Annotated in this window: 27 protein-coding genes; 18 read left to right on the top strand and 9 right to left on the bottom strand. The window is 62.7% G+C overall.

Annotated elements, in window-relative coordinates:
• Positions 1-71 precede the first annotated feature (71 nt).
• From argG to EJO71_RS00210, 4 genes are all read right to left on the bottom strand, one after another.
• A complete protein-coding gene (argG, locus tag EJO71_RS00225) occupies positions 72-1,412 on the bottom strand; it encodes an argininosuccinate synthase (protein WP_125947349.1) in 1,341 nt (446 codons plus the stop codon).
• A 28-nt stretch (positions 1,413-1,440) separates the two neighbouring features.
• Positions 1,441-1,767 carry a pyrimidine/purine nucleoside phosphorylase gene (locus tag EJO71_RS00220; protein ID WP_093200341.1) on the bottom strand — a complete coding sequence of 109 codons (327 nt, stop codon included), beginning with the start codon at positions 1,765-1,767 and terminating at the stop codon, positions 1,441-1,443.
• A gap of 125 nt (positions 1,768-1,892) precedes the next feature.
• Complete coding sequence (locus EJO71_RS00215) at positions 1,893-2,507, bottom strand: hypothetical protein (RefSeq protein ID WP_125947350.1); 615 nt, start codon at positions 2,505-2,507, stop codon at positions 1,893-1,895.
• 59 nt (positions 2,508-2,566) lie between these two features.
• A complete protein-coding gene (locus tag EJO71_RS00210; RefSeq protein WP_125947351.1) occupies positions 2,567-2,923 on the bottom strand; it encodes an ArsC family reductase in 357 nt (118 codons plus the stop codon).
• 697 nt (positions 2,924-3,620) lie between these two features.
• Here EJO71_RS00210 and EJO71_RS00205 point away from each other — a divergent pair.
• The 5 genes from EJO71_RS00205 (at position 3,621) to EJO71_RS00190 (ending at position 7,262) form a co-directional block, all read left to right on the top strand.
• Positions 3,621-3,965, top strand: a complete 345-nt coding sequence (locus EJO71_RS00205; RefSeq protein ID WP_125947352.1) for a hypothetical protein — start codon at positions 3,621-3,623, stop codon at positions 3,963-3,965.
• A gap of 1 nt (position 3,966) precedes the next feature.
• Positions 3,967-4,107 carry a hypothetical protein gene (locus EJO71_RS34250; protein WP_164546738.1) on the top strand — a complete coding sequence of 47 codons (141 nt, stop codon included), beginning with the start codon at positions 3,967-3,969 and terminating at the stop codon, positions 4,105-4,107.
• Positions 4,104-4,412 carry a hypothetical protein gene (locus tag EJO71_RS00200; protein ID WP_125947353.1) on the top strand — a complete coding sequence of 103 codons (309 nt, stop codon included), beginning with the start codon at positions 4,104-4,106 and terminating at the stop codon, positions 4,410-4,412. The genes EJO71_RS34250 and EJO71_RS00200 overlap by 4 nt, the downstream gene beginning before the upstream one ends.
• Positions 4,409-6,655 (top strand): phage/plasmid primase, P4 family, encoded by a 2,247-nt coding sequence (locus EJO71_RS00195; protein ID WP_125947354.1) that lies wholly within the window; start codon positions 4,409-4,411, stop codon positions 6,653-6,655. Before EJO71_RS00200 ends, EJO71_RS00195 begins: the two co-directional genes overlap by 4 nt.
• A 175-nt stretch (positions 6,656-6,830) precedes the next feature.
• Entirely contained in the window at positions 6,831-7,262 is a 432-nt protein-coding gene (locus tag EJO71_RS00190; RefSeq protein ID WP_125947355.1) for a hypothetical protein, read from the top strand.
• A 626-nt stretch (positions 7,263-7,888) separates the two neighbouring features.
• Here EJO71_RS00190 and EJO71_RS34245 read toward each other — a convergent pair.
• Both EJO71_RS34245 and EJO71_RS00185 read right to left on the bottom strand, forming a co-directional pair.
• Complete coding sequence (locus EJO71_RS34245) at positions 7,889-8,431, bottom strand: hypothetical protein (RefSeq protein ID WP_137860451.1); 543 nt, start codon at positions 8,429-8,431, stop codon at positions 7,889-7,891.
• The gene (locus EJO71_RS00185; protein ID WP_125947356.1) at positions 8,428-8,754 is read right to left on the bottom strand and encodes a hypothetical protein; all 327 of its coding nucleotides are present in this window, start codon (positions 8,752-8,754) and stop codon (positions 8,428-8,430) included. Before EJO71_RS00185 ends, EJO71_RS34245 begins: the two co-directional genes overlap by 4 nt.
• A 103-nt stretch (positions 8,755-8,857) precedes the next feature.
• On the opposite strand from EJO71_RS00185, the gene EJO71_RS00180 reads away from it, so the two are divergent.
• From EJO71_RS00180 to EJO71_RS00145, 8 genes are all read left to right on the top strand, one after another.
• Positions 8,858-9,316 carry a hypothetical protein gene (locus EJO71_RS00180; protein ID WP_125947357.1) on the top strand — a complete coding sequence of 153 codons (459 nt, stop codon included), beginning with the start codon at positions 8,858-8,860 and terminating at the stop codon, positions 9,314-9,316.
• Positions 9,313-9,744: a hypothetical protein gene (locus EJO71_RS00175; RefSeq protein ID WP_125947358.1), complete on the top strand. Its 432-nt coding sequence runs from the start codon at positions 9,313-9,315 to the stop codon at positions 9,742-9,744. Before EJO71_RS00180 ends, EJO71_RS00175 begins: the two co-directional genes overlap by 4 nt.
• A gap of 13 nt (positions 9,745-9,757) precedes the next feature.
• Positions 9,758-11,014 (top strand): hypothetical protein, encoded by a 1,257-nt coding sequence (locus tag EJO71_RS00170; RefSeq protein WP_125947359.1) that lies wholly within the window; start codon positions 9,758-9,760, stop codon positions 11,012-11,014.
• Between the two features lie 3 nt (positions 11,015-11,017).
• Positions 11,018-12,733: a hypothetical protein gene (locus EJO71_RS00165; protein WP_125947360.1), complete on the top strand. Its 1,716-nt coding sequence runs from the start codon at positions 11,018-11,020 to the stop codon at positions 12,731-12,733.
• Entirely contained in the window at positions 12,717-12,980 is a 264-nt protein-coding gene (locus tag EJO71_RS00160; RefSeq protein ID WP_125947361.1) for a hypothetical protein, read from the top strand. The genes EJO71_RS00165 and EJO71_RS00160 overlap by 17 nt, the downstream gene beginning before the upstream one ends.
• 2 nt (positions 12,981-12,982) lie before the next feature.
• Complete coding sequence (locus tag EJO71_RS00155; protein ID WP_125947362.1) at positions 12,983-13,234, top strand: hypothetical protein; 252 nt, start codon at positions 12,983-12,985, stop codon at positions 13,232-13,234.
• On the top strand, positions 13,215-13,550 hold the full coding sequence (locus EJO71_RS00150; protein WP_125947363.1) for a hypothetical protein: 336 nt from the start codon (positions 13,215-13,217) through the stop codon (positions 13,548-13,550). The genes EJO71_RS00155 and EJO71_RS00150 overlap by 20 nt, the downstream gene beginning before the upstream one ends.
• A gap of 205 nt (positions 13,551-13,755) precedes the next feature.
• Complete coding sequence (locus tag EJO71_RS00145) at positions 13,756-13,956, top strand: hypothetical protein (RefSeq protein ID WP_125947364.1); 201 nt, start codon at positions 13,756-13,758, stop codon at positions 13,954-13,956.
• Here the strand turns inward: EJO71_RS00145 and EJO71_RS00140 are convergent.
• Complete coding sequence (locus tag EJO71_RS00140) at positions 13,953-14,228, bottom strand: hypothetical protein (protein WP_125947365.1); 276 nt, start codon at positions 14,226-14,228, stop codon at positions 13,953-13,955. The two genes, EJO71_RS00145 and EJO71_RS00140, sit on opposite strands and share 4 nt — an antisense overlap.
• A gap of 132 nt (positions 14,229-14,360) precedes the next feature.
• Here EJO71_RS00140 and EJO71_RS00135 point away from each other — a divergent pair, with 132 nt between their 5' ends.
• A complete protein-coding gene (locus EJO71_RS00135; protein WP_125947366.1) occupies positions 14,361-14,768 on the top strand; it encodes a hypothetical protein in 408 nt (135 codons plus the stop codon).
• Between the two features lies 1 nt (position 14,769).
• On the opposite strand, the gene EJO71_RS00130 is transcribed toward EJO71_RS00135, so the two are convergent.
• Complete coding sequence (locus tag EJO71_RS00130; RefSeq protein WP_164546739.1) at positions 14,770-15,924, bottom strand: tyrosine-type recombinase/integrase; 1,155 nt, start codon at positions 15,922-15,924, stop codon at positions 14,770-14,772.
• Positions 15,925-15,926: 2 nt separating this feature from the next.
• The gene (locus EJO71_RS00125) at positions 15,927-16,256 is read right to left on the bottom strand and encodes a hypothetical protein (protein ID WP_125947368.1); all 330 of its coding nucleotides are present in this window, start codon (positions 16,254-16,256) and stop codon (positions 15,927-15,929) included.
• A gap of 205 nt (positions 16,257-16,461) precedes the next feature.
• Here EJO71_RS00125 and folC point away from each other — a divergent pair, with 205 nt between their 5' ends.
• The 4 genes from folC (at position 16,462) to purF (ending at position 20,731) form a co-directional block, all read left to right on the top strand.
• Positions 16,462-17,769 (top strand): bifunctional tetrahydrofolate synthase/dihydrofolate synthase, encoded by a 1,308-nt coding sequence (gene folC / locus EJO71_RS00115; protein WP_125947369.1) that lies wholly within the window; start codon positions 16,462-16,464, stop codon positions 17,767-17,769.
• Positions 17,770-17,830: 61 nt separating this feature from the next.
• Complete coding sequence (locus tag EJO71_RS00110) at positions 17,831-18,700, top strand: SPOR domain-containing protein (protein ID WP_125947370.1); 870 nt, start codon at positions 17,831-17,833, stop codon at positions 18,698-18,700.
• A gap of 30 nt (positions 18,701-18,730) precedes the next feature.
• On the top strand, positions 18,731-19,216 hold the full coding sequence (locus EJO71_RS00105) for a CvpA family protein (RefSeq protein ID WP_093051684.1): 486 nt from the start codon (positions 18,731-18,733) through the stop codon (positions 19,214-19,216).
• Positions 19,217-19,228: 12 nt separating this feature from the next.
• Complete coding sequence (gene purF / locus EJO71_RS00100; RefSeq protein WP_125947371.1) at positions 19,229-20,731, top strand: amidophosphoribosyltransferase; 1,503 nt, start codon at positions 19,229-19,231, stop codon at positions 20,729-20,731.
• Positions 20,732-20,739: the final 8 nt, after the last annotated feature.

Here is a 20,739-nt window from a genome sequence, read left to right as displayed (position 1 = left end):
TCGGCAGTAGCGCACTCAAGAAAAACGGGCCCCGAGGGGCCCGTTTTCATTGGAGACCGGGGTCGTCGCTATCAGCTCGCGTCGCCGTCGTTCGCCAGCTTCGGCAGCGAAGCGCCTTCGCTCGACGACAGCAGGCCGACCTGCGTGTAGATGCCCAGCTTCTCGCGCGTGTCGGTGATGTCGAGATTGCGCATCGTCAGCTGGCCGATGCGGTCCAGCGGGGTGAACGCGCCTTCGACCTTTTCCATGCTCAGGCGCTCGGGCTTGTACGTGAGGTTGGCCGACTCGGTGTTCATGATCGAGTAGTCGTTGCCGCGGCGCAGCTCGACCGTCACCTCGCCGGTGATGGCGCGTGCCACCCAGCGCTGCGCCGTCTCGCGCAGCATGATGGCCTGCGGGTCGAACCAGCGGCCCTGGTAGAGCAGGCGGCCGAGCTTGCGGCCGTTGTCGCGGTACTGCTCGATGGTGTCCTCGTTGTGGATGCCGGTGACCAGGCGCTCGTAGGCAATGAACAGCAGCGCCAGGCCGGGAGCCTCGTAGATGCCGCGGCTCTTGGCCTCGATGATGCGGTTCTCGATCTGGTCGCTCATGCCCAGGCCGTGGCGGCCGCCGATGCGGTTGGCTTCGAGGATCAGGTCGACCAGGTTCGAGTAACGCACGCCGTTCAGCGCGACGGGCACGCCCTGCTCGAAGCGCACCGAGACGGTCTCGCGTTTGACCTCGACCTCGTCCTTCCAGAAGGCCACGCCCATGATGGGCTGCACGATCGTGATGCCGCTGTTCAGGTGCTCGAGGTCTTTGGCCTCGTGCGTGGCGCCGAGCATGTTGGAGTCGGTCGAGTAGGCCTTCTCGGCCGACATCTTGTAGGCGAAGCCGGCCTTCTGCATGAACGCCGACATCTCGGCGCGGCCGCCCAGCTCGTCGATGAAGACCTGGTCGAGCCAGGGCTTGTAGATCTTGAGGGCGGGGTTGGTCAGCAGGCCGTAGCGGTAGAAGCGCTCGATGTCGTTGCCCTTGTAGGTGCTGCCGTCGCCCCAGATGTGGACGTCGTCTTCCTTCATGGCCGACACCAGCATCGTGCCGGTGACGGCGCGACCCAGCGGCGTGGTGTTGAAGTAGGTGACGCCGGCGGTGGTGACGTGGAAGGCGCCGGCCTGCAGGGCGGCGATGCCTTCGTTGGCAAGCTGCGCGCGGCAGTCGATCAGGCGGGCGTTCTCGGCGCCGTAGAGCATCGCCTTGCGGGGGATCTCGTCGTAGTCGGGCTCGTCGGGCTGGCCGAGGTTGGCGGTGTAGGCGTAGGGAATGGCGCCCTTGTTGCGCATCCAGTGGAGCGCCGCGCTGGTGTCCAGGCCGCCGGAGAAGGCAATGCCGACCTTCTGGCCGGCGGGAACGTTTTGGAGGATGGTCGACATGTCAGGGGTCCGGTTAGCGGTTCGCGGTTCAGCCGAAATGGCAGATGTAGCTGTAGGGCTCGCCCGTCACGCGGATCTTGAAGCTGGAGTTGCCGGGCACGTTGAACTTCTGGCCGGGGCCCGAGGCGACCCACTCGTCGGAACCTGCGAGTTGGTATTCGCAGCTGCCGGCGGTGCCTTCCATGATCTCGGGGGCGCCGGTGTTGAAGGTGAGGGTGGACGGCAGGATCACGCCGACCGATTTCTTCGTGCCGTCCGCAAGCGTGAGGCTGTGGCTCACGCACTTGCCGTCGAAATACACATTGGCCTTGGTGGCCACTGCGGCGCTGTTCAGAGTGTCGGTAGTCGTCGTCATTGGGTGGCGCCGGCGCCTGGGCGGCCGGCGAATCGAGGACGCACCGCACCAGCGGCGCACCCGTCAAGGGTTGGAAAAGTCCTCGATTTTAGGGGCTCGGGCGCTGCGGGCCGCCAGCCCGTGCCTCAGCGGTGCCAGCCGCCGCGGTAGCCACCCCAGCCGCGATAGCCGTAGCCGCGGTAATAGCCGCCGCCCCAGCCGCGCGAATAGCCGAGGTTCAGCGAGATGCCGACAGGCGGGTAGACGTAGGGATAGGCATAGGGGTACGTGTAGGCCGGCTCCACGTAGACGGGCGCGGTGTACACGGGGGCGCTGTACACGGGTGCCGGCTGGTAGACCGGCGCCGGAGCGCTGGAGACGACGACGCCCGGCTCAGGCACCACGTTGTCCCACGGCGAACCGCCGGATTGCGGGGCGTAGCCGCCGTTGTTGGCCTCGACCGGGTAGGCCTGCAACTGCGACTGCGGCGCCACCGGCGAGGTCGTCACGCCGTAGCCGCTGGCCTGGATCGGAATGGTCGCGCCGGGCCGGGTGTTCATGCGGGTGGTGTACTGGCGCCCGTTGTACTCGTACGTGACGTTGTAGTTCACGTCGCTGCCGGTCGTTTCGCGGATCGGGGTGGCGGAGATCACCCGGGCCTGGACCACCTGGTTCTGCTGGGCCTGCGCGAAGCCGGTGCCCGCAGCCAGCACGCCGGCCACGGAAATGCCGGCGAGAGTGCGAAAAGTGCGATTGTTCATGGTGTATCTCTCCTGCGGATCGGGTTTCGACGCCGGGGCGGCGGGCCGGGTTCCGGGATTTACACGGCGTTGACAGCCCAGGCTTCGGCGTCGAATCCCGTCGTAACGGGCTTTTTCGGGCCCCAGTTGACCACCGGCCGCTTGATCAGGCTGGGGTTGGCCAGCAGCACGGCGCGGGCCGAGGCTGCGTCGACCACGCCCTCGCGGGTAGCTTCGTCCAGCTTGCGCCAGGTGGTGCCCTTTCGGTTGACCAGGGCCTCCCAGCCGGGCGTCTTCAGCCACTGGTCGAGGTCGGCCTCGGGAACGCCCTGTTTCTTGAAGTCGTGGAAGCTGTAGTCCACGCCGTGTTCGTCGAGCCAGGCGCGGGCGCGCTTGACGGTGTCGCAGTTCGGGATTCCGTAAACGATAGTTTTCATTTGGAGGATCGCGTATAGCGGTGTTAGTTCGCTAGGAAAATCGCTAGCAAATTGAGCTGCAAACTTTCAGACGAACGGTAGTTTGCCGTAGCGCAAACGATACGCGTTGACGCCCGAATTGCCCACGATATGATGCCTCCAAGACCTCTTTGGTCAGGGATAGTGCGGTACGCAAGCGACCGTGAAATGCAGGCCTCGCGCCTCGCATACCCCCTGACCGGGCTCAACCGCAATGGTGGCCCGTGGAAGTTGATTCCCGCATCAATCTTCTTCAAGGCATAGCCATGTCTAACTCATCATCCGAGTGGATGACGCACCGGGAGACCGCTGCGTACCTCCGCACCACCGAAAACGCTCTCCACGTCGCCCGCTGCAAGCGGCGCTCCCACGTTCCCACTGCCTACAAATTCGGCAAGCGATTGCTCTACAAGCGTAGCGAAGTTGAGGCGTGCATCCGCCCCGTGGAGCACGAACGATAGTCGGCGTTCAGGGCGTTCTTTTCTCGCCTTTCGAGCGCCGGAAATCTACTATTACTCGTCGGTACGAAAGCCGATTACTCCACCTTAAACCCCGGACCTGCGCGGCCACCGGGGGCTTTTCCCCAATCACTTTTGGTAGTCCAGCCTCATCGGCTGAGCCGCCGCATGGAGCCGAAATGCCAGCCTCTGGACCCTTTGGTAAATGGACGAAGGCCGACTTGGCCGATGAACTCAGTATCAGCCATGGCTATATCACGCAAATTGTTCTCGACAAGGGCTGCCCGAAGCTTGTCCCCGATCTGGTTGCCGGTCGACTGCACCTGTTCAGCGACGACACAGCTGAGAAGTGGCTGCGTGACTACCGAGCTTGGCGCGAGGACGAGCCTGCCCGCAAAGCCGCCAAGCGTGCCGAGACGGCTGCTCGTGCTCGCGCAGAAATCGACGCGGAGACAGCTCGCAACGCAGCAGCGCAGAAGGTGTCTGAGGCTCTGCAAGATGCCCTGAAGCGAGACATTGCGGAAGAGGCCGCCCGAGTCCAGCGAGCCCAAGGTGGGGTGTACTGAAATGCGCGCGATCCTGCATGGCGCTGCCGCGATGATCCTCGGGTTCCTGATTGCGGAGGTTGCCAAGGGCGTTCACCCGCAGCTTGGGCTCTTGATTGTTCTCGTTGGGTTTCTCGGGCTGGTGATCTGGGAGGCCAAATGAAACTGCCACCCGGCTTCTACATGTACCCGGGGCGCTCGCTCGTGGCTGTGCTCTGTGACCTCGGCGTCCAGCCGCGCAGCTATGGCCAACTCAAGGCGCAGCAACGCCGAAGCCATCAGGACCAGTACGAACGCCCGATGCACAGCCGCATCAAGTCGTTTCGCAAGGAGTATCGGCACCTGCTGCGCCGCTATATGCCTGAGCCGCTGATCGAGCCGCCGCTGCCTACGTTTGAACGTCTGCCTGCTGATCGGTACGAGCGCGCGCTACACCTGGTGGCTGTGCTTAGGAGAGAAATGCCATGAACGCCGTGATGAACATGGTCGAGAGTTCGCAGGAGTTCATGGAGCGCGATCTTGCGCGATCTGGTCTTGTACCCGACGACTTTCCCATCCCGCTGCAACCGCTTACGGCGATGGGCGACGCCGCACGCTACCGCATCCACTACACCGCAGACTACTACAAAGACCGCATCGACCGCGAAGTCGACAAGTACATCGGCAAGAAGGGAGAAACGCCGCCAACCCCGATTCTCTCCCTCAGCGACAAACCGGAGCAGGCGTTCGCCCGTGCGAGCGTCAATGCCGTTGCTGAGGGCTACAAGAAGTCGTTGCTGTTCGCGTTGACGACCGAAATTCCCGTCGCGGTCATCGACCACTGCTGGGGCTTCGGCGAGGCTACCGATGACGGCGAAGCCAAGCAGATCAAGAACGAGTTGCTCGAAGGTCTTTCCCACGGCAAGGTGCACATCGCCTTGTTCGATGGTGACTGGTACGACAACGATAACGTCGGCAAGGCGCTCGCCACCTATGCGATGCAGTTGGACGCTCTCGGTGTTCACGCCGTTTTCCCAGACCTCGGAAAGGATGCGGACGGCGGTCGTCAAGGCTACGACGATTGGTTCGTCAACACTTATGGCGTAAACCGCGAAAACTGGCCGGGCAGCGAGGACGTCATCAAGGCTCTCCTGGCGCTCCCGCAGGTGCCTGTCACTGAGCTTGAGGCCGCTCGCAAATATGCGCTTGGTTCTGCAGAGCTTTTCAACAAAGGCCATATCGACTTCTCCGACCGCGGCAATGCAACTCAGTTTGCGCGGCTCGTCGGCAGCAACAACATTCGCTACCTCGTGGACACCCGTAAATGGGTGCTCTGGGAGGGCGGTCGTTGGCGCGAATATGACGAGCGACCGCTGGAGAAGACCAACATCGTCGGCCTGCACTACTACAAGCGCGCTGAGCGACTGGAGGCTATCGCGCACGGCATGCCAAACGATGAGAAACACGCAGCCAAGCGAGATGCCCTCTTAAAGCAGGCCGGGATGACGCGCAAGTGGGCGTCGGGTCACTGCTCTACCAACGGCGGTCGGAAGGCGATTCTTGAAGACATTCAGAGTCGGCGCGATTTTCAAGCCAAGCTATCTGACTTCGATGCAAACCCAGACGTGCTCGCCGTTGACAACGGCATCGTTGACCTACGAACGGGGGTGCTCCGGCCAGAGGTTCAAGAGGATCGAATCCTGAAGCGTGCGGTCGCGTCGTACAGCGAGAACGAGCCCACCGGCGAAGGCGCGTTCCGCATTCAGAAGTTCATTCGTGAGATCACCGGCTCTGCCCACGGCGCGTATGACGAGCAAAGCATGCGTTATCTCCAGCGACGACTAGGTGCATCGCTGCGCGGGCGGAACTCGCTCGACGCCCTGGAGATTTGGCACGGTCGTGGGTCGAACGGTAAGAGCGTGCTCTCCGGGATGATGGAGAAAGTACTCGGCGAATATGTGAAGACCATCCCCGCTTCGGCACTTATGTCTAATGCCAAAGGTGCCAACCCGGAGGGCGCAACACCGTTTCTTTCGATGGCCATCGGCCGACGCATCGTGTTCTTGCCCGAGTCGCGCGACACCGATCGGCTGAATGAGCAGATCGTCAAGCAAGTCACGGGCGGCGACAAACTCAACACCCGCGACCTATACATGGGCGGCTCGGCTCACGACATCACGTTTACGCCGATCCTGCTGACGAACGCGCTACCCCACGTCTCGGAAGGCGACGCTGCGTTATGGGACCGCCTGACGCCATTCTCGTTCCGCGTGCGGTGGAAGCGCCCTTCGCGGCTCGACTACGAAGACGATGAGATTGATCTGCCTTTGGGCGATCTATGGCTGCGGGACGAGGCCAAAGGTGATCCAGACGCTCAACGGTGGCTGCTCTGGTGGCTCATTCAGGGCAGCGTCGCATGGGGCCGTGACGGCCTCGGCTCGACCCCACCGCACTTGATCGCTGACGTACGCGAATACAAGGGCGCGCAAGACAAGATGGGCCGGTGGATGGACGAAGAGGGATGGGTGTTCGACCCTGAAGGCAAGGAAAAGACCGGGGATGTTTATGCGAGCTACGCGCAATGGTCAGAGCGGGAGGGTTCCAAGCCGCTCGCAGCTCCGCAATTCACTTCGCGGTTTAAAACCTACACGAAGGGGCGTGTTGAGGCGACCAAGTCTGGCGATACACGCTTTCTCAAAGGTATTCGCAGAGCGAGGCCGACGAAATGCTGAGTTATAGGGACGCTCCGGGGGACGGAGGGACGGTTAGGGACGCCTTTTCCGAAAGTGTCTATAAGAATAAAAATATTTCTCCGAAGTTTCTAACAAGGAGGAAGGAGCGTCCCTCACCGTCCTGCACCGTCCCTATTGCGGCGCTGTCGTACCCCCACAATTGAAGGAGAATTAAATGTTTTGGACCCCGGAAGACCTGTTAAATGGCCTCTGCACAGTTGCAGACCTTGGTACGCCGCGCCCGGAGCAGTTCGCCGTGGTAGACCCAGCGCCGTCCGCCGAAAGTGCCCCTGCGCCGTCGCTCCGCGAGCAGCTGACGAAGGACGCGCTGGTGGCCTACCGCGAACTGGGTGGTGTCGAGTACCTGAAGAAGAACCCGGCGCTGCTCGACAAGGTGCTGGCAAAGAGCATCGCCCCTGAGCCTGTTTCAGTCGTCAACAACATCCGGCTGGACGACATGCCTTGGATCACGGCCCAGCGCCACGCGTACAAATTCCGCGACCTCGCGGAAGACGCCGAGATTAAACATGGCGCTCCGGTCTTGCCCTCGCCTGGCTCCGCGAACGATCCGGGCGAGCCGGTACTAGCCCCGCCCGGCGAGAAATAACGCGTCTACGGGCCTTTAATCGCGTCGCGCCGCTAGATGATTGATGGCGTCGCTGAGTCGTTGGGAATGTCGGTCAGAGTAACCCGCCGCGCGTGCTTCAACACCTTTGAGGCGCCAATCAATCCACGCTTCTGCGCTTAGAGCTACGTAGACGATGGCGACGTACAGAGAGCGGTAAGCGAGCGCCGCAGCCCATGTGTACTCCCACCATATCGCCGCAGTTGGAGCTATCGCCAAGAGTACGAGCGGGACGGTGAGAGTTACGCCACGCGGAGCGGAATTTGAGCTTTTCATCGCTCGATTCTCGATGGCGCTCAATTCGTTTTCCTAATTGCTCTAGGGCACTTCCTAGCCACCCCGCGCTAAGTCATTGCAGTGCATAGAACACGGCGTATCGGCGAGGTATAGCGGGTGGGCCGGGCGGCTGTGGCGGTGACTAGGCAAGGCCTGTCGAGGTCAGGCGCTGCACCTGCTGCGACAGGGGCATGACCGTGTGCTGCAAGTGGGAGGGGGGTGGACTGCACGGCCTGCTGGTGATGACCCGGCTGCATGTGTGCGCAATCGGCGGGTGGGGGTGGGTGAGCATGTCATTGACTGGCCATGTCGACGCTGCACCCTAAACCGCATCAGTCTTCGCCGACAGGCTCTAGCGGTTCATACGGGGTAATGATGACTCTGCGCCGTATGCCCCGTGGCAAGTGTGGCGACGCAATTACGCAGTACAAACATCCGTCGCGACTTAACCTGACGAGCTCTTCATCCTGAGGACAAGTACCTATCCAGACCGCTCCGGCTTCCAGGGTGTGGGGGAAGGGTTGAATCACGTTTGGCGCGGCTACCACAAAGCCCTTCGTGCCCCCAAAGAGCCGTTTGCGGCCCCACGAAAACCAATTCGGCAATAGCGCTTGCGCAATCGCAATCGTCTTGCTGGGGAAGTATTCCAGGGTCATATTAGTCAGCGTTGTCGCTCGATCCCCAACATTGCTGACATTGGCAATGAGCTGAAGCCGCTCATCAACCCCTGGAGATCCAAAAAACTTCATGTTTCCTCGGGTGTGCATTTCCAATTTCGGCCCTGCACGCCTCCATTTGACAATGTCCCACACGAAAACAGCCGTTGCCACCACGGCTGCATAGGTTGCAATCCAATCCGTTCGATGAAAACTCATTGCAGGCCTTTACGCCGCGCAAGCTCGTCGAAAAGAGTGTTCGCAGCCTCGCCCGAATCATTCAGAGGGTTTTTGCGGCAATAGTTATCCATCCAAAGCATTACCGAAGATGCATCGGTGCCTTTTAGGACTTCCTTGCCGGTGGCGACAGCTTGCCCAGATAGAAAGCCCATTACCCAATAAGCATTTGTGATGGCGACACTTCCATCTGCCTCTCTATCACTAATCCATTTTCCACAGCTGGCCATTGCTTTGATGGTTACTGCGTGTGCAAAGGGCGTCGCAAAAAGGGCAATCAAGATTGTTATTGCTAAGCGCTTCATTATCCTCCTCCAAATAAGTAGAAATCCTAATTCCGCAAATAACGAATTATCTTTATAGGCGGCGCTAATTCCGGGAAAATAAGTTTTCGGAATTAATGTCGCAATGAATTCTAGTTCGCCTCCCAATTCAGAGCCAGAGAAATCGGGGCTCGGCTTCCTGCGTCTGGCTTCTGACGCGACCAAAGCGGAGCAACTGGACGAACTGCTCGCCCGCTACGAGTACCACGCCGCCAAGGCCGAGCGGACGCTGGTCGAGGCATACGCGCTGGACACGGCCTCGCTGGACCGGCACTACCCGCACCTACGCAAGGCCCATCTCCCCCGCCGCGAGCCGGACCCGCATCTGAACCCCGCATTTACGACGGTGGAGGGCGCGCTGTTGAAGGCCGCTGCCCCCAAGCGCCCGGCTCCAACTCCCTCTGTGGAGCGCAGCGATGCGCGATATCAGCCGCAAGAGCCCACCTACGTTTCTCCATTCCCGCGCGCTGCTCTCGACAAAGCCGCCGGACGCGCCCGCGCCCGCGCCGAGGGCGCACCTCAGCCTTGGAAGGACTCCAAATGAGCTTCACACCCAACTACACCTCCGATGAGGAGCTGGCCTTCTTTGGCAATCCCGGTGTCGTGTTTCGCGCGCGTCAACTTCCCCCGGAACAACGAGAGCATCTTGTTCGCGATCTGCAGCAATTCAGGCGCGCCGAGAACGGGGAGCGAGCACGCCCCGACGCAATCAACAACGCGACTGCCGAGCCCACCGTCGCCAACAAATACGGCCTCGCCACTCCGTTCGCCCCGCGTGACACGCACCGCCCCGACCGTGCCAACAACCGCGAAGTGATGCGGCACATGCGGGACCTAAATCAACGCATTGAGGATGAGAGCACGACGTACGACCTGCAGAAGCGGATGGGCACTGATGCCGACCGGCCTCTGCCTGAGCCCACGCTGCGCGACCAGATCGCGGCGGCAGTGAATGTCCACAACGCCGACTAACCCGGAGCGCACCATGTCTCTACTTCTCGATGGACTCTTTGCTCCGGATGACCCCTCGCTCCCCGCCAGCTTCGGCAACGAATCGCTGATGCGTCGACAGGCCCAATTGCGTGACCGTGAGGCTGATCTGAAGGAGGCTGCGAAAGCCGCACGCAACGCCGCACCCCCGCAGGGGCAGATGGTCTCTGGCATCTATGTGAAGCCGTCTACCGCTCAGCAACTGACGCCCATCGCGCAGCAGATCGTGCAGGCGATCCAGAAGAAGGGGTTGGAGGCGGACCAGACCGGTTACGACGCCGTGGAGGCAAGTGCGGTGCAGCAGCATATGGCCCAACAGCCTCCAGACTCCGCACCGGTTCAGTCGAAGCTCGCATGGGCCCAAAAGGGGGCACGGATTCCCGCCCTGCGCTCGCTGATGATGGACTACGCGAAGGACCTCACGATCAACGAGCCCGAGCGCATCGCGAATCGGGCCGACAAGAAGGAGGCGCGTGCGCAGGCCATCGCCGAGGCCCAGCGCAAGCAGCAGGAGGACCTGGAATACAAGCGCGACCGCGACGCAAGCAACGATCAGCTTCGGCGCGACCTCGCAGGTGACTCCAACGACCTAAAGCTGACCCTCGCAGCTGCGATCAAGGCGCAGGGCGGCGGGGGTGACAAGGCCAGCAACTACCAGATCGTTCAAGATGCCCAAGGCAATGCGGTACGCGTCAACAAGCTGACCGGCGAACAGTTCCCCCTTGGCGGCATTGGGCGCGAAGCGGCAGGCATCACGAAGGAACGCCAAGATCAGGGCGAGAAGGTCTCCAACGCGAAGAAGGCGCTCACAGATCTGGACGAGGCGGAGCGCTTGCTGCCGATGGCCACCGGTTCTGCGGCAGGTTCTTTGCGCGACACCATCGCGGGCGCGGCAGGTATCTCCACGGATGGTGCGAAGGCGGCTGCGCGGCTCGACCAGATCGCATCTACGCTCGCGGGGCAGGTACCTCGGCTCGGCGGTGCGACCTCGGATAGGGACTTGGTGTTCTACAAAGAGCAGGTCGGCAATCTCGGCGACCGTTCCAAACCGGTCGGAGTGCGCATGGCGGCGCTCAAGCAGGTTCGCAAGTTCATGGAGCGCGCCTCTGACCCATCGTCCTATGCGTCGCCTACTGGTCGACTTGCTGCTGGCCCAAGCATTCGTGATGCTGTCGAGGCCGCGGCCAAGAAGACGTCTGAGCCCAGTGGCAAGGTTCGTGTCTACAACCCCGACACTGGCCGGCTGGAGTAGGCCATGGCGAAGCTCATCGCGCTCCCGGACGGGTCTACTGGCTCGTTCCCCGACGACATGGATGACGGTGCGATCACCGCGGTGCTTCGCAAGCAGTTCCCACCGAAGGAGTCTGCGCCCAATCCCGCCGAGGGGATGTCCGCCACAGAGCGTTTCATTACGGGTGTAGGTGGTTCGGCAGCGCGGTTGCGGGACAAGATTTTCCCGCCGGGATCGCCCATTGACGCTCTCACGTTCAGTCAGACCGGAGATAACGGCAGGGCGCGCAAAGCTGACCTCGCCACCTACGAGGCCAATAAAGAAGCGCTGGGTACTGCGGGCAAGGCAGGGGAGATCACGGGTGAAGTCGCTGCTACCGCTGTTCCGATTGGGCGTGCGGCCTCGCTCGGCGGCAAGGTGCTCACCAGTACCCTTGGACGAATGGCCCCCGCGACGGCCGACATCGCCACGAACGCCGCCTATTCCGCTGGAACCGCAGAGCCCGGTGAGCGCGACTCGGCGGCGCTTGCTGGCGGGGTTGGGGCCGCTGGAGGTCGCCTGCTTGTTCGCGCGCTCGGCGGGCTGGCTCGCCCATTCATCTCCAAAGAGGCCCAAACGTTGATCGATGCGGGCGTGCGGCCGACCCCGGGGCAACTGTTCGGAGAGGGACCCATCGGGAGCACGATTCGCGGTATCGAGGACAGCGCTACGTCGATTCCCCTCGTGGGCAGCGTCATCAAGTATGCCCGGGGCCGCTCCATCAGCGAGTACGGCAATGCGGAAATCAACGCCGCGCTCAAGCCGCTCGGCGTCACGGTCAAAGGCTCCGGCGCAGAGGCCGTCGAGCAGGCCAGCAAAGCTGTGTCGGACACCTACGACCGTGTGTTGCCACAGACCTTCATTCGGCCGCAGAACGTCAAGGCAGCGCTTGCGAAAGCTACTGCGTCTATCGACAACATCCCGCTCATCACGGACGAGCAGAAGGGCGCAATCATGAAATATGCCGCCCAGAAGATCATGCCGGCGATCAGCGAGGCGACGCAGCGCGGTGGGCCAATCAGCGGCGAGGTGGCGAAGGGCATTGATTCGGAGATTGGCTATCTCGCTCGCAAGACCAGTGGCTCATTGAATCCGGCTGACCACCCACTGGGGGAGGCTCTGTACGAGCTTCAGGCCTCGTTGCGTGAGACCGTCGAGGGCATGACTCCGGAGGCGACGAAGGTGCTTGGCGCTGCTCGTACTGCCTATCGCAACCTGCTTCCGGTCATCAGCGCTGCCGACAAGAGCGCGACCGGCCAGTTCACCCCGCGCCAACTGAATCGCGCCAGCGGTCAATTCGACCAGACGCCCAGCGCTCTCAATCGGGCCGGTCAGAGCGTGCTGCCCAACACCGTGCCCGATAGCGGTACGGCGGGCCGCGCGCTTCTGGGGCTCGCACTGACGGGGGGAGGTGCTGCGCTCACTGGTCAAGTGGCCCCTGCCGCTCTTGCTGCGGCGTTCTACTCCGGCCCGGGGATGCGGCTGCTGGTGAACGGCTTGCGTTCTGACCTCGGCGCGAACGCCTATGAAGCCCTTGCGAAGATGGCGCCCCAACAGCAAGCCGAATGGTTGGGAAGGTTCGCGCAGCAGCACCCCCAGTTCCAAGCGCGTGCGGCTGAAGTGGGCAAGCAGGTTGTCTCGCAGATCGCTCGCTCGCTCGTGGTGAGTGGCAATGGAGGCGGAAATGATCAGCGGCAATAACATCCTTCGGGAAATTGTTGGTTCGCCAGACTTCGCCCGAAAGCGGGCGACCCTCTCATCCTCGAATTTCGAGGCCTGGCTGCTGCAGGAGGCCGAGCGGCGGATCGCGGGACTCAAGGGGTTTGAGCGGGTGGAGTGGATGCCTACGGACCGCTCCTATGACCCGCTGTGCTTGTCGATCAACGACTTGGTCTGTCGGGTCGCGAGCCGGCTGGCGCGTAAAGCCTTGAGTGGCGTAGGGAGGTAAAGGTGATTCCCATCAAGCGCAGTGCCGCCATGTCTCAGGCGGAACTCCAGCAATGGATGATCGCAGAGGCCCACCGACTGATCGAAGCGCGCAAGCAGATCGAGCGCCCCGCGCGCCCAGTCTGGACCAATCAAATTTTCAACCCCGAGAGCGTCAAGGTAGACCCCGAACGCGTTGCGATCGAGGGTGCAGCCACGGCGGTCGCCGCAAAGTTGGCGCAGCGGGACCAAGGCAATGACGCGACCGGCTGGTGATCTAACACACGTTGCCTACCTCGGCGCTTTCGTCGTGGCGGGGCTGCTTTGCCGCAACGATCTGTATCGAGATGCGGAGGGAGGCTACTGGGCCGAGCCGACGCGAACCAACCCGGACGGTTCATGGGTTTCTGCGCTCCATCGGCTTGATGCGACGGACGAGAGCGGGGCTGTGGGTGAAGCGCTTCTGTCGTCACTGGTGGCGCTAGACCGTGATGGTTTCGATCCCAAGTTCATGACGATCATTCACCATGCGCCGAGGCTCGCGGAGAGCGCTGCGCGGGTTGATCACGCTGCGTCGTCGCGCGTCCATTGAGGACTCAACAGTGTTCTCCCCAAAATACGCCTCGCGCCCGGGCTACGTCCCGGCTTTACTACCCGGAGAGACGCCCGCGCAGCCAGAAATCCGTGCCGCGAGCGCGTCGAAATCCGAAGGGGAGGGGGTAGGTAGCCCCGGGCGTCGCGGAGCGCCCCTAGAGGCCGGGCTCCCGAGCACACCTATCGAGGCGTGTCAGGAACTGATGCTCGCGATCATCCTTCAGGGGCTGCGAGACGACGACCTTGATTACGTGCTCAGCCCCACGTTCATCCATCACTGCTGCTATGTCGGGCTCGATCCGGACACGGCGCTGAACATCAAGATCAAGTACCTGCGGCGAGAGATTGATCCGGCGAATCTGCTGGCTGATCCACGCCGGCAGCGTCGAGTGCTGGACGACTAGTGGTACTTGGCCCAGTTATCGATCAACCATTGAAGAACATTCCGATGGCTCCGCACTTCTCCTGGAAGGTGGTTTCTGATCATGCGTTCAGCCTTAAGCGCGCCTTCCTTGCTCTTGGAGATGCGATTCAGAAAATGAAGCACCTCGTAGCCTTCATGTCGATTTAGCAGCGTGGAGTCGGGTTTGCCTGTGACCCGTGGATCATCATTGCTGCTGATCGCAGTCCATTTGTAATCCTTGTATTGAAGGTCGGCGCTCGAAACAAAAGCCATGATCACTCCTCATTGTTGGTAACGATTTATGACAGATGCCCAAATTCGATGCAACTGGGGTGAGCCCTGTATTGGACTAGCGGCATCCAAAACCTTCAACTTACGATCCGCGTCTAACAGAAGGAGAAGGCGATGAAGACGTTGTTTTGTGCAGTGTTGGCTTCGCTCGCGACCGTCGCGGTGGCCCAGACCCCCGAGGGCGCGAAATACATGAGATTCACGATGAGCGCGGAGCCGATGGTTCAAGTGAACTTCGCATCTGCTGAACTGTGCCGGGCCTATGACGAAGCGTCCAAGAAGCAGGTCGCCGAAGGCATGACGACAAACGGGATCAAGTTCGCTTGTTCAGAAACAAGCGTCGCTTCCCTGCTCCCGTACGAGGCGGTGCTGCGGGATGAGTTTTTCGGCGGTCCTGTGAGTGTCTCGGGAAAAACAGAGCTTCTGTGCCTTAACTCGGCCGCAGAGCTGCTCAAACTCAAAGACACGAAGTTCGCGCGACCAGTTTTCACGTCCATAACTGCGTGCAAACTCAAAAGCTGATTCAGCCCAGCGCGCGGCGGATGCCCTCCCGGACGGCCTGCTTCTCCATGAACGCGTAGTGACGGGCTGTCACGGCCGGATCGCGATGGCCGAGGGCTGCGGCGACCAGTTCCATCGACTCGCCTGCGCTCAGTAGACGCGAGCCGAAGGTGCGGCGGAGGTCATGCAGCGTCGCGTGCTTCTTCAGGCCTGCCAATTCACGGACTCGAGCCCACGCGTAGGTGGGCTCGACTAAATGGCCCGATTTGGAGTCTTTAGGGGACGGGAACACCCATTTCGACTCGGGGTGCCGCTTGCGTTGCTCTTGGAAGAGGGCGATGGCGTCCGGGATCAGTTGGATGTGCATTTCGTGCTTGCTCTTGCTGTCTTCGGCCCGAATGACCCACTCGCCATCGTCCAAGTGCACGTCGTCCCAGCTTGCCGAGCATAGGTTGCCCCACCGAACGCCGGTGAGCATGAGCAGTTTGAAGAACGGGCGAACGTAGGTGCCTGCGAATTCATCAGCGTCGAGCGCCTCGATGACCTGCGCTAGTTCTTGCGCCGAGAGCACGCGCTCACGAGGCTTCGACTCGACCAGATCGACGGCTTTGCCGGGGTTTTCGCCTCTGTACTTCTCCTTCTTGATCGCATTCGCATAGACGGCGCGGAAGGCTTTGAGCGCCCGGGTGGCGGCCCCCTGGCCGCGATCCTTGGCGATGTTTGCTTGCCGGGTTTCGACCATTTCTTGCGTGATCTTCGAGAGTGGCTTGCTGAGCCAGTCCTTGTAGACGCGATTGAATATCTCGTCTGCCCACAGCGGCTGCTTCTTGCCATCCTTCTTCAATCGCTTGGTGTACCGGTCGAGCGCATCCTTGAGGGTCATGGAGGCTTCTTTGGCGTCTTCTCCCTTGCGAAGTTGGCTGTACGCAGCCATGGCCGCGTCTCTGGCTTCTTCCACAGTCATTTCGCCCGGACCCGCCCGCCCGAGCGAGCGCCGAACGGCGTGCCCTCGGTCGGCCACCCATTTGTAGATGCCGAATGTCCTGACGCCCTTGTCGGACACGTACAGCCGCAGGTACTTCACTTCATCGTCAGCATGCTCTCCCGGCGCGGCGTCGGCCACCCGACGCTCGGTGAAGTGCATGACGGTGGCCTTCTTGGCGCGCGAGTGTTCCATGGTTATGCCTTCTTGACGCGGCGACGGCTGGGCTTGTTGGCCTCGGAGGCGGGCCGCTGCGCTTTTTCCCATTCGTCCGTTGTGATCACGAGGGCTTGCCGGGCTGCCGTGAGTTCGCCGGGACCGGCCACTTTGACGTAGTAAAGCGTCGCGCCGTCCTTGAAGTACACGTAGTGGCTTCCGCGCCCCTCGGTCGTCCAGGCTGGGGACGGGGTGCCGTTCACCGTCGCCTCAAATTGGTTGCTCTTCGGAGCGCTCGTGTATTTGGTCGCAACAACGCCGCTGAGGCGGGTAGAGGACGGAGCGCCAATGGTCAGATTGAAGTTGGTCATAGCTAGAAATCTCGCTAGGTGGAAGGTTAAGAACCGGAAAGCCACGGAATTCCGTAGTCAGGAAATTTTCCTTCTGTACCAATGAAAAAGTCGAGCCTGACTAAGCTAGAGAAAAGCCCGGAAAGGCGCAGGATTCGTCCCAGTTCGGAATGCCGTATAGGGTTGTCATGGCCGCGATGATGCCCCGGCCGACGGGTCGGCGACAATGCCCGCCTCCATGGAAACCCTGAACGACTGGCTCGCGCGCGCCGAGCAACTTCACCCCAAGAACATCGAACTCGGGCTGGAGCGCGCCAAAGAGATGGCGCAGCGCCTCGGCCTGCGCTTCGGCTGCCCCGTCATCACGGTGGCGGGCACCAACGGCAAGGGCTCGACCTGCGCCATGCTCGAATCGATCCTGACGCACGCGGGCTACCGCACGGCGGTGTTCACCTCGCCGCACCTGGTGCGCTTCGAGGAGCGACTGCGGCTCAAGGGCGAAGCCGTCGATGCTTCCAAACTGATAGCAAGCTTCGAAGTGGTGGAGAAGGCGCGCGGCGAGATGGCGCTGACCTACTTCGAGTTCACGACGCTCGGCATCCTGCACTGCATGATCGAGGAAAAGCCCGACGTGGCGATTCTCGAGGTCGGCCTGGGCGGGCGGCTCGACGCGGTCAACATCATCGACACCGACTGCGCCGTCATCACCAGCATCGACCTCGACCACATGGAGTACCTCGGCCCCGACCGCGAGAGCATCGGCTTCGAGAAGGCCGGGATCATGCGCCCGGGCAAGCCTGTGGTCGTGAGTGACCCGGTGCCGCCGCAGAGCGTGATCGACCATGCGAACGCCGTCGGCGCCGACCTCTGGCGCTTCGGCGTCGACTTCAACGTGTCGGGCGACAAGCAGCAGTGGGGCTGGTCGGGGCGCGGGCGGCGCTACAGCGGGCTGGCCTATCCGGCCTTGCGCGGGGCCAACCAGCTCATCAACGCGGCCGGCGTGCTGGCTGCGCTGGAGGCGTTGCGGCCGCAGTTGCCGATCACCGCCCAGGCCGTGCGCAACGGGCTTGCGATGGTCGAGCTGCCGGGCCGCTTCCAGATCGTGCCGGGCGAGCCGGCGCTGGTGCTCGACGTGGCGCACAACGCGCACGCCGTGGCCGCGCTGGCCGAGAACCTCGACGCAATGGGCTTCTATCCGACCACGCACGGCGTGTTCGGCGTGATGGCCGACAAGGACCTCGCACCGATCCTCGCGCGCATCGGGCCGCTGATCGACCGCTGGTACTTCACCGACCTGCCCACGCCGCGCGCCGCCAAGGCGGCCGACCTGCTGGCCAGCTGGCAGGCGCAGAACACGCGCGCCGACGCCTCGGGCAGCGTGCATGCAGGCCCGATGGAGGCGTTGCGCGCAGCCATCGAGCAGGCAGGGCCCGCTGATAGAATCGTGGTCTTCGGATCGTTCTTCACCGTGGGTGGCGTGCTCGAAAACGGAACCCCCCGGCTGCAAGCCAAACACCTGTCGCCGGGCGGCTGATCGTCGGGCTGTCCACACCATCTGGCACCACCTCGCTGCACTCCTTCAGGGATCGAACTTCATGGCGTTTTTCAAGTTCCGCACGCGCGGCCAGCAAGGCAACGAAGGACGAGGCGCCCCGGCCGCCGTTCCCGCGGAAAGTGTCGAAACCATGCGTCGGCGAGCGCGCCACAGGCTGCTCGGTGCTGCGGTGCTGGTGCTGCTGGGCGTGATCGGTTTCCCGTTGCTGTTCGATACACAGCCGCGCCCCGTATCGGTCGACATTCCCATCGAGATTCCGGACCGCAACAAGGTCAAGCCGCTGCCCGTGCCCGCCACGCCGGCGCCTGCCGTAAGCACCGCGCCGGCCGCGCCCGACAACAGTGGCAGTTCGCGCGTGGCCTCGGCTTCGTCCTCGTCCAGCGGCATGATCACCGAGACTGCCGACGGCACAGTGATCGACCCCGGCAAGCCTTTGCCCGCCACGCCGCCCGTCGCGGCCGTGGAGCCCAAGCCTGAACCCAAGCCGAAGCCCGAGCCCAAACCGGAGCCGAAGCCCGAACACAAGCCGGAACCCAAGCCAGAGGCAAAGCCGAAGCCGGAAGCCAAGCCCGAGGCGAAGCCCAAGCCCGCTGCCGTGGACGATGGCGCCCGTGCCCGTGCACTGCTCGAAGGCAAGCCCGTCACCACTGCCGCGGCCAAGCCCGCCGCAGCCGACGAAGGCGGCCGTTTCGTGGTGCAGGTCGGCGCCTTCGCCGATGCCGACAAGGCGCGCGAAGTGCGCCAGAAGCTCGAAAAGGCCGGCCTCAAGACCTATGTGCACGTAGCCAAGACGGCCGACGGCGAACGCACGCGTGTGCGTGTCGGCCCCTTCAGCTCGCGTGCCGACGCCGACCGCGCGGCCGAGAAGGTCAAGGGCTTGTCTTTGTCGGCCGCGATCCTCACGTTGTAAGGGCCGTAGTCGCCCGCTGTCGCTGTTGCCGTGGCCTTGCTCGACTGGATCGCCGTCGCGCTCATCGGGGTGTCGATGCTTTTCGGCCTGATGCGCGGGCTGGTGTTCGAAGTGATTTCGCTGATCGGATGGGTGGCCGCCTTCATTGCCGCGCAATGGCTGGCTTCGGGCGTGGCGGCGTGGCTGCCGTTCGGCGACCCGCAGGGGGCCTGGCGCTATCCGCTGGCCTTCGTGCTGGTGTTCGTGGCGGTGGTGTTTGGCGTGGGGCTGGTGGCAGCGCTTACGCGCAAGTTGATCACGGTCGTGGGTCTGCGGCCGGTGGACCGTATTTTGGGAGCCGCGTTCGGTGCGGCACGGGGGGCGGTGGCCTTGCTCGTGCTGGCCGTCGTTGTTCATTTGCTGGTGTTGAGCGACAGTGCCTGGTGGCACGAATCGCGCAGCGCCATTGTTCTCGATGCGGCATTGCAGGGCCTCAAGCCCTCGCTGCCTGAAAAGTTGGCAAGCTACCTGCCCTGAGAGGAATCGTTCATGTGTGGAATCGTCGGCGTTGTCAGCAACGCACCCGTCAATCAGCTGCTCTATGACGCGCTGCTGCTCCTGCAGCACCGCGGCCAGGACGCCGCTGGCATCGTGACCTTGCTCGAGCGCAAGTTCTTCATGCACAAGGCCAAGGGCATGGTCCGCGACGTGTTCCGCACGCGCAACATGCGCGCGCTGCCGGGCAACGTGGGCCTCGGCCAGGTGCGCTACCCGACCGCCGGCAATGCGTACAGCGAGGAAGAGGCCCAGCCCTTCTACGTGAATGCGCCGTTCGGCATCGTGCTCGTGCACAACGGCAACCTGACCAACGCGCATGCGCTGCGTTCGGAGCTGTTCTCCACCGACCACCGCCACACCAACACCGAGAGCGACTCCGAAGTGCTGCTCAACGTGCTGGCGCACGAACTGGAGCGCTCCTCGCGCGGAGTGCCACTGCACCCGGCCGAAGTGTTCGCCGCGGTCAAGAACATGCACAAGCGCCTGCGCGGCTCGTACGCTGTGGTGTCGCTGATCGCCGGCCACGGCCTGCTGGCCTTCCGCGACCCGTACGGCATTCGTCCGCTGTGCATGGGCCGCAGCGCCGACGGCACCGTGATGGTGGCGAGCGAATCGGTCGCGCTGGAAGGCTCGGGCCATGTGTTCGAGCGCAACATCAACCCCGGCGAGGCCGTGTTCATCGACCTCGAAGGCAACGTGCATTCGATGCAGTGCGCCGAGGCGCCGACGCTGAACCCCTGCATCTTCGAATTCGTGTACCTGGCTCGTCCGGACTCGGTGCTCGACGGCATCTCGGTCTACCAGGCGCGCCTGAACCTGGGCGAGACGCTGGCCAAGCGCGTGGTGTCGACCGTGCCGCCGAACCAGATCGACGTGATCATCCCGATCCCCGAGTCGAGCCGCCCGAGCGCCACGCAGCTCGCGCACCTGCTGGGCGTGCCGTACCGCGAAGGCTTCGTGAAGAACCGTTATGTCGGCCGCACCTTCATCATGCCGGGGCAGGGCGTGCGCAAGAAGTCGGTGCGCCAGAAGCTCAACGTGATCGGCAGCGAGTTCAAGGGCCGCAACGTGCTGCTGGTCGACGACTCGATCGTGCGTGGCACCACCAGCCGTGAAATCGTGCAGATGGCGCGCGATGCCGGCGCCCGCAAGGTCTACCTGGCCAGCGCCGCGCCGCCGGTGCGCTACCCCAACGTCTACGGCATCGACATGCCGACCAAGGACGAACTGGTGGCGCACGACCGCACCGTCGAGGAAGTGCGCGAGCTGATCGGCTGCGATGCGCTGATCTACCAGGACGTCGACGCCATGAAGCGCGCCATCGGCTCGCTCAACACCAAGCTCGACGGCTTCGACGCCTCGTGCTTCGACGGCGTGTACGTGACCGGCGACATCGACACCGACGCCATCTCGCGCATGAACGGCAACCGTCCCCGCATCGAAGAGACCGAAGAAGATTCTTCGCGCCTCGCGCTCCCCAATCACAGCGAATAAGAGTCGAC

The sequence above is a fragment of the Variovorax sp. 679 genome (assembly GCF_003952185.1).
Lineage (GTDB): Bacteria > Pseudomonadota > Gammaproteobacteria > Burkholderiales > Burkholderiaceae_C > Variovorax.
Note: the sequence above shows the minus strand (reverse complement) of the source record. Positions and strands in the feature narration are given on the sequence as shown.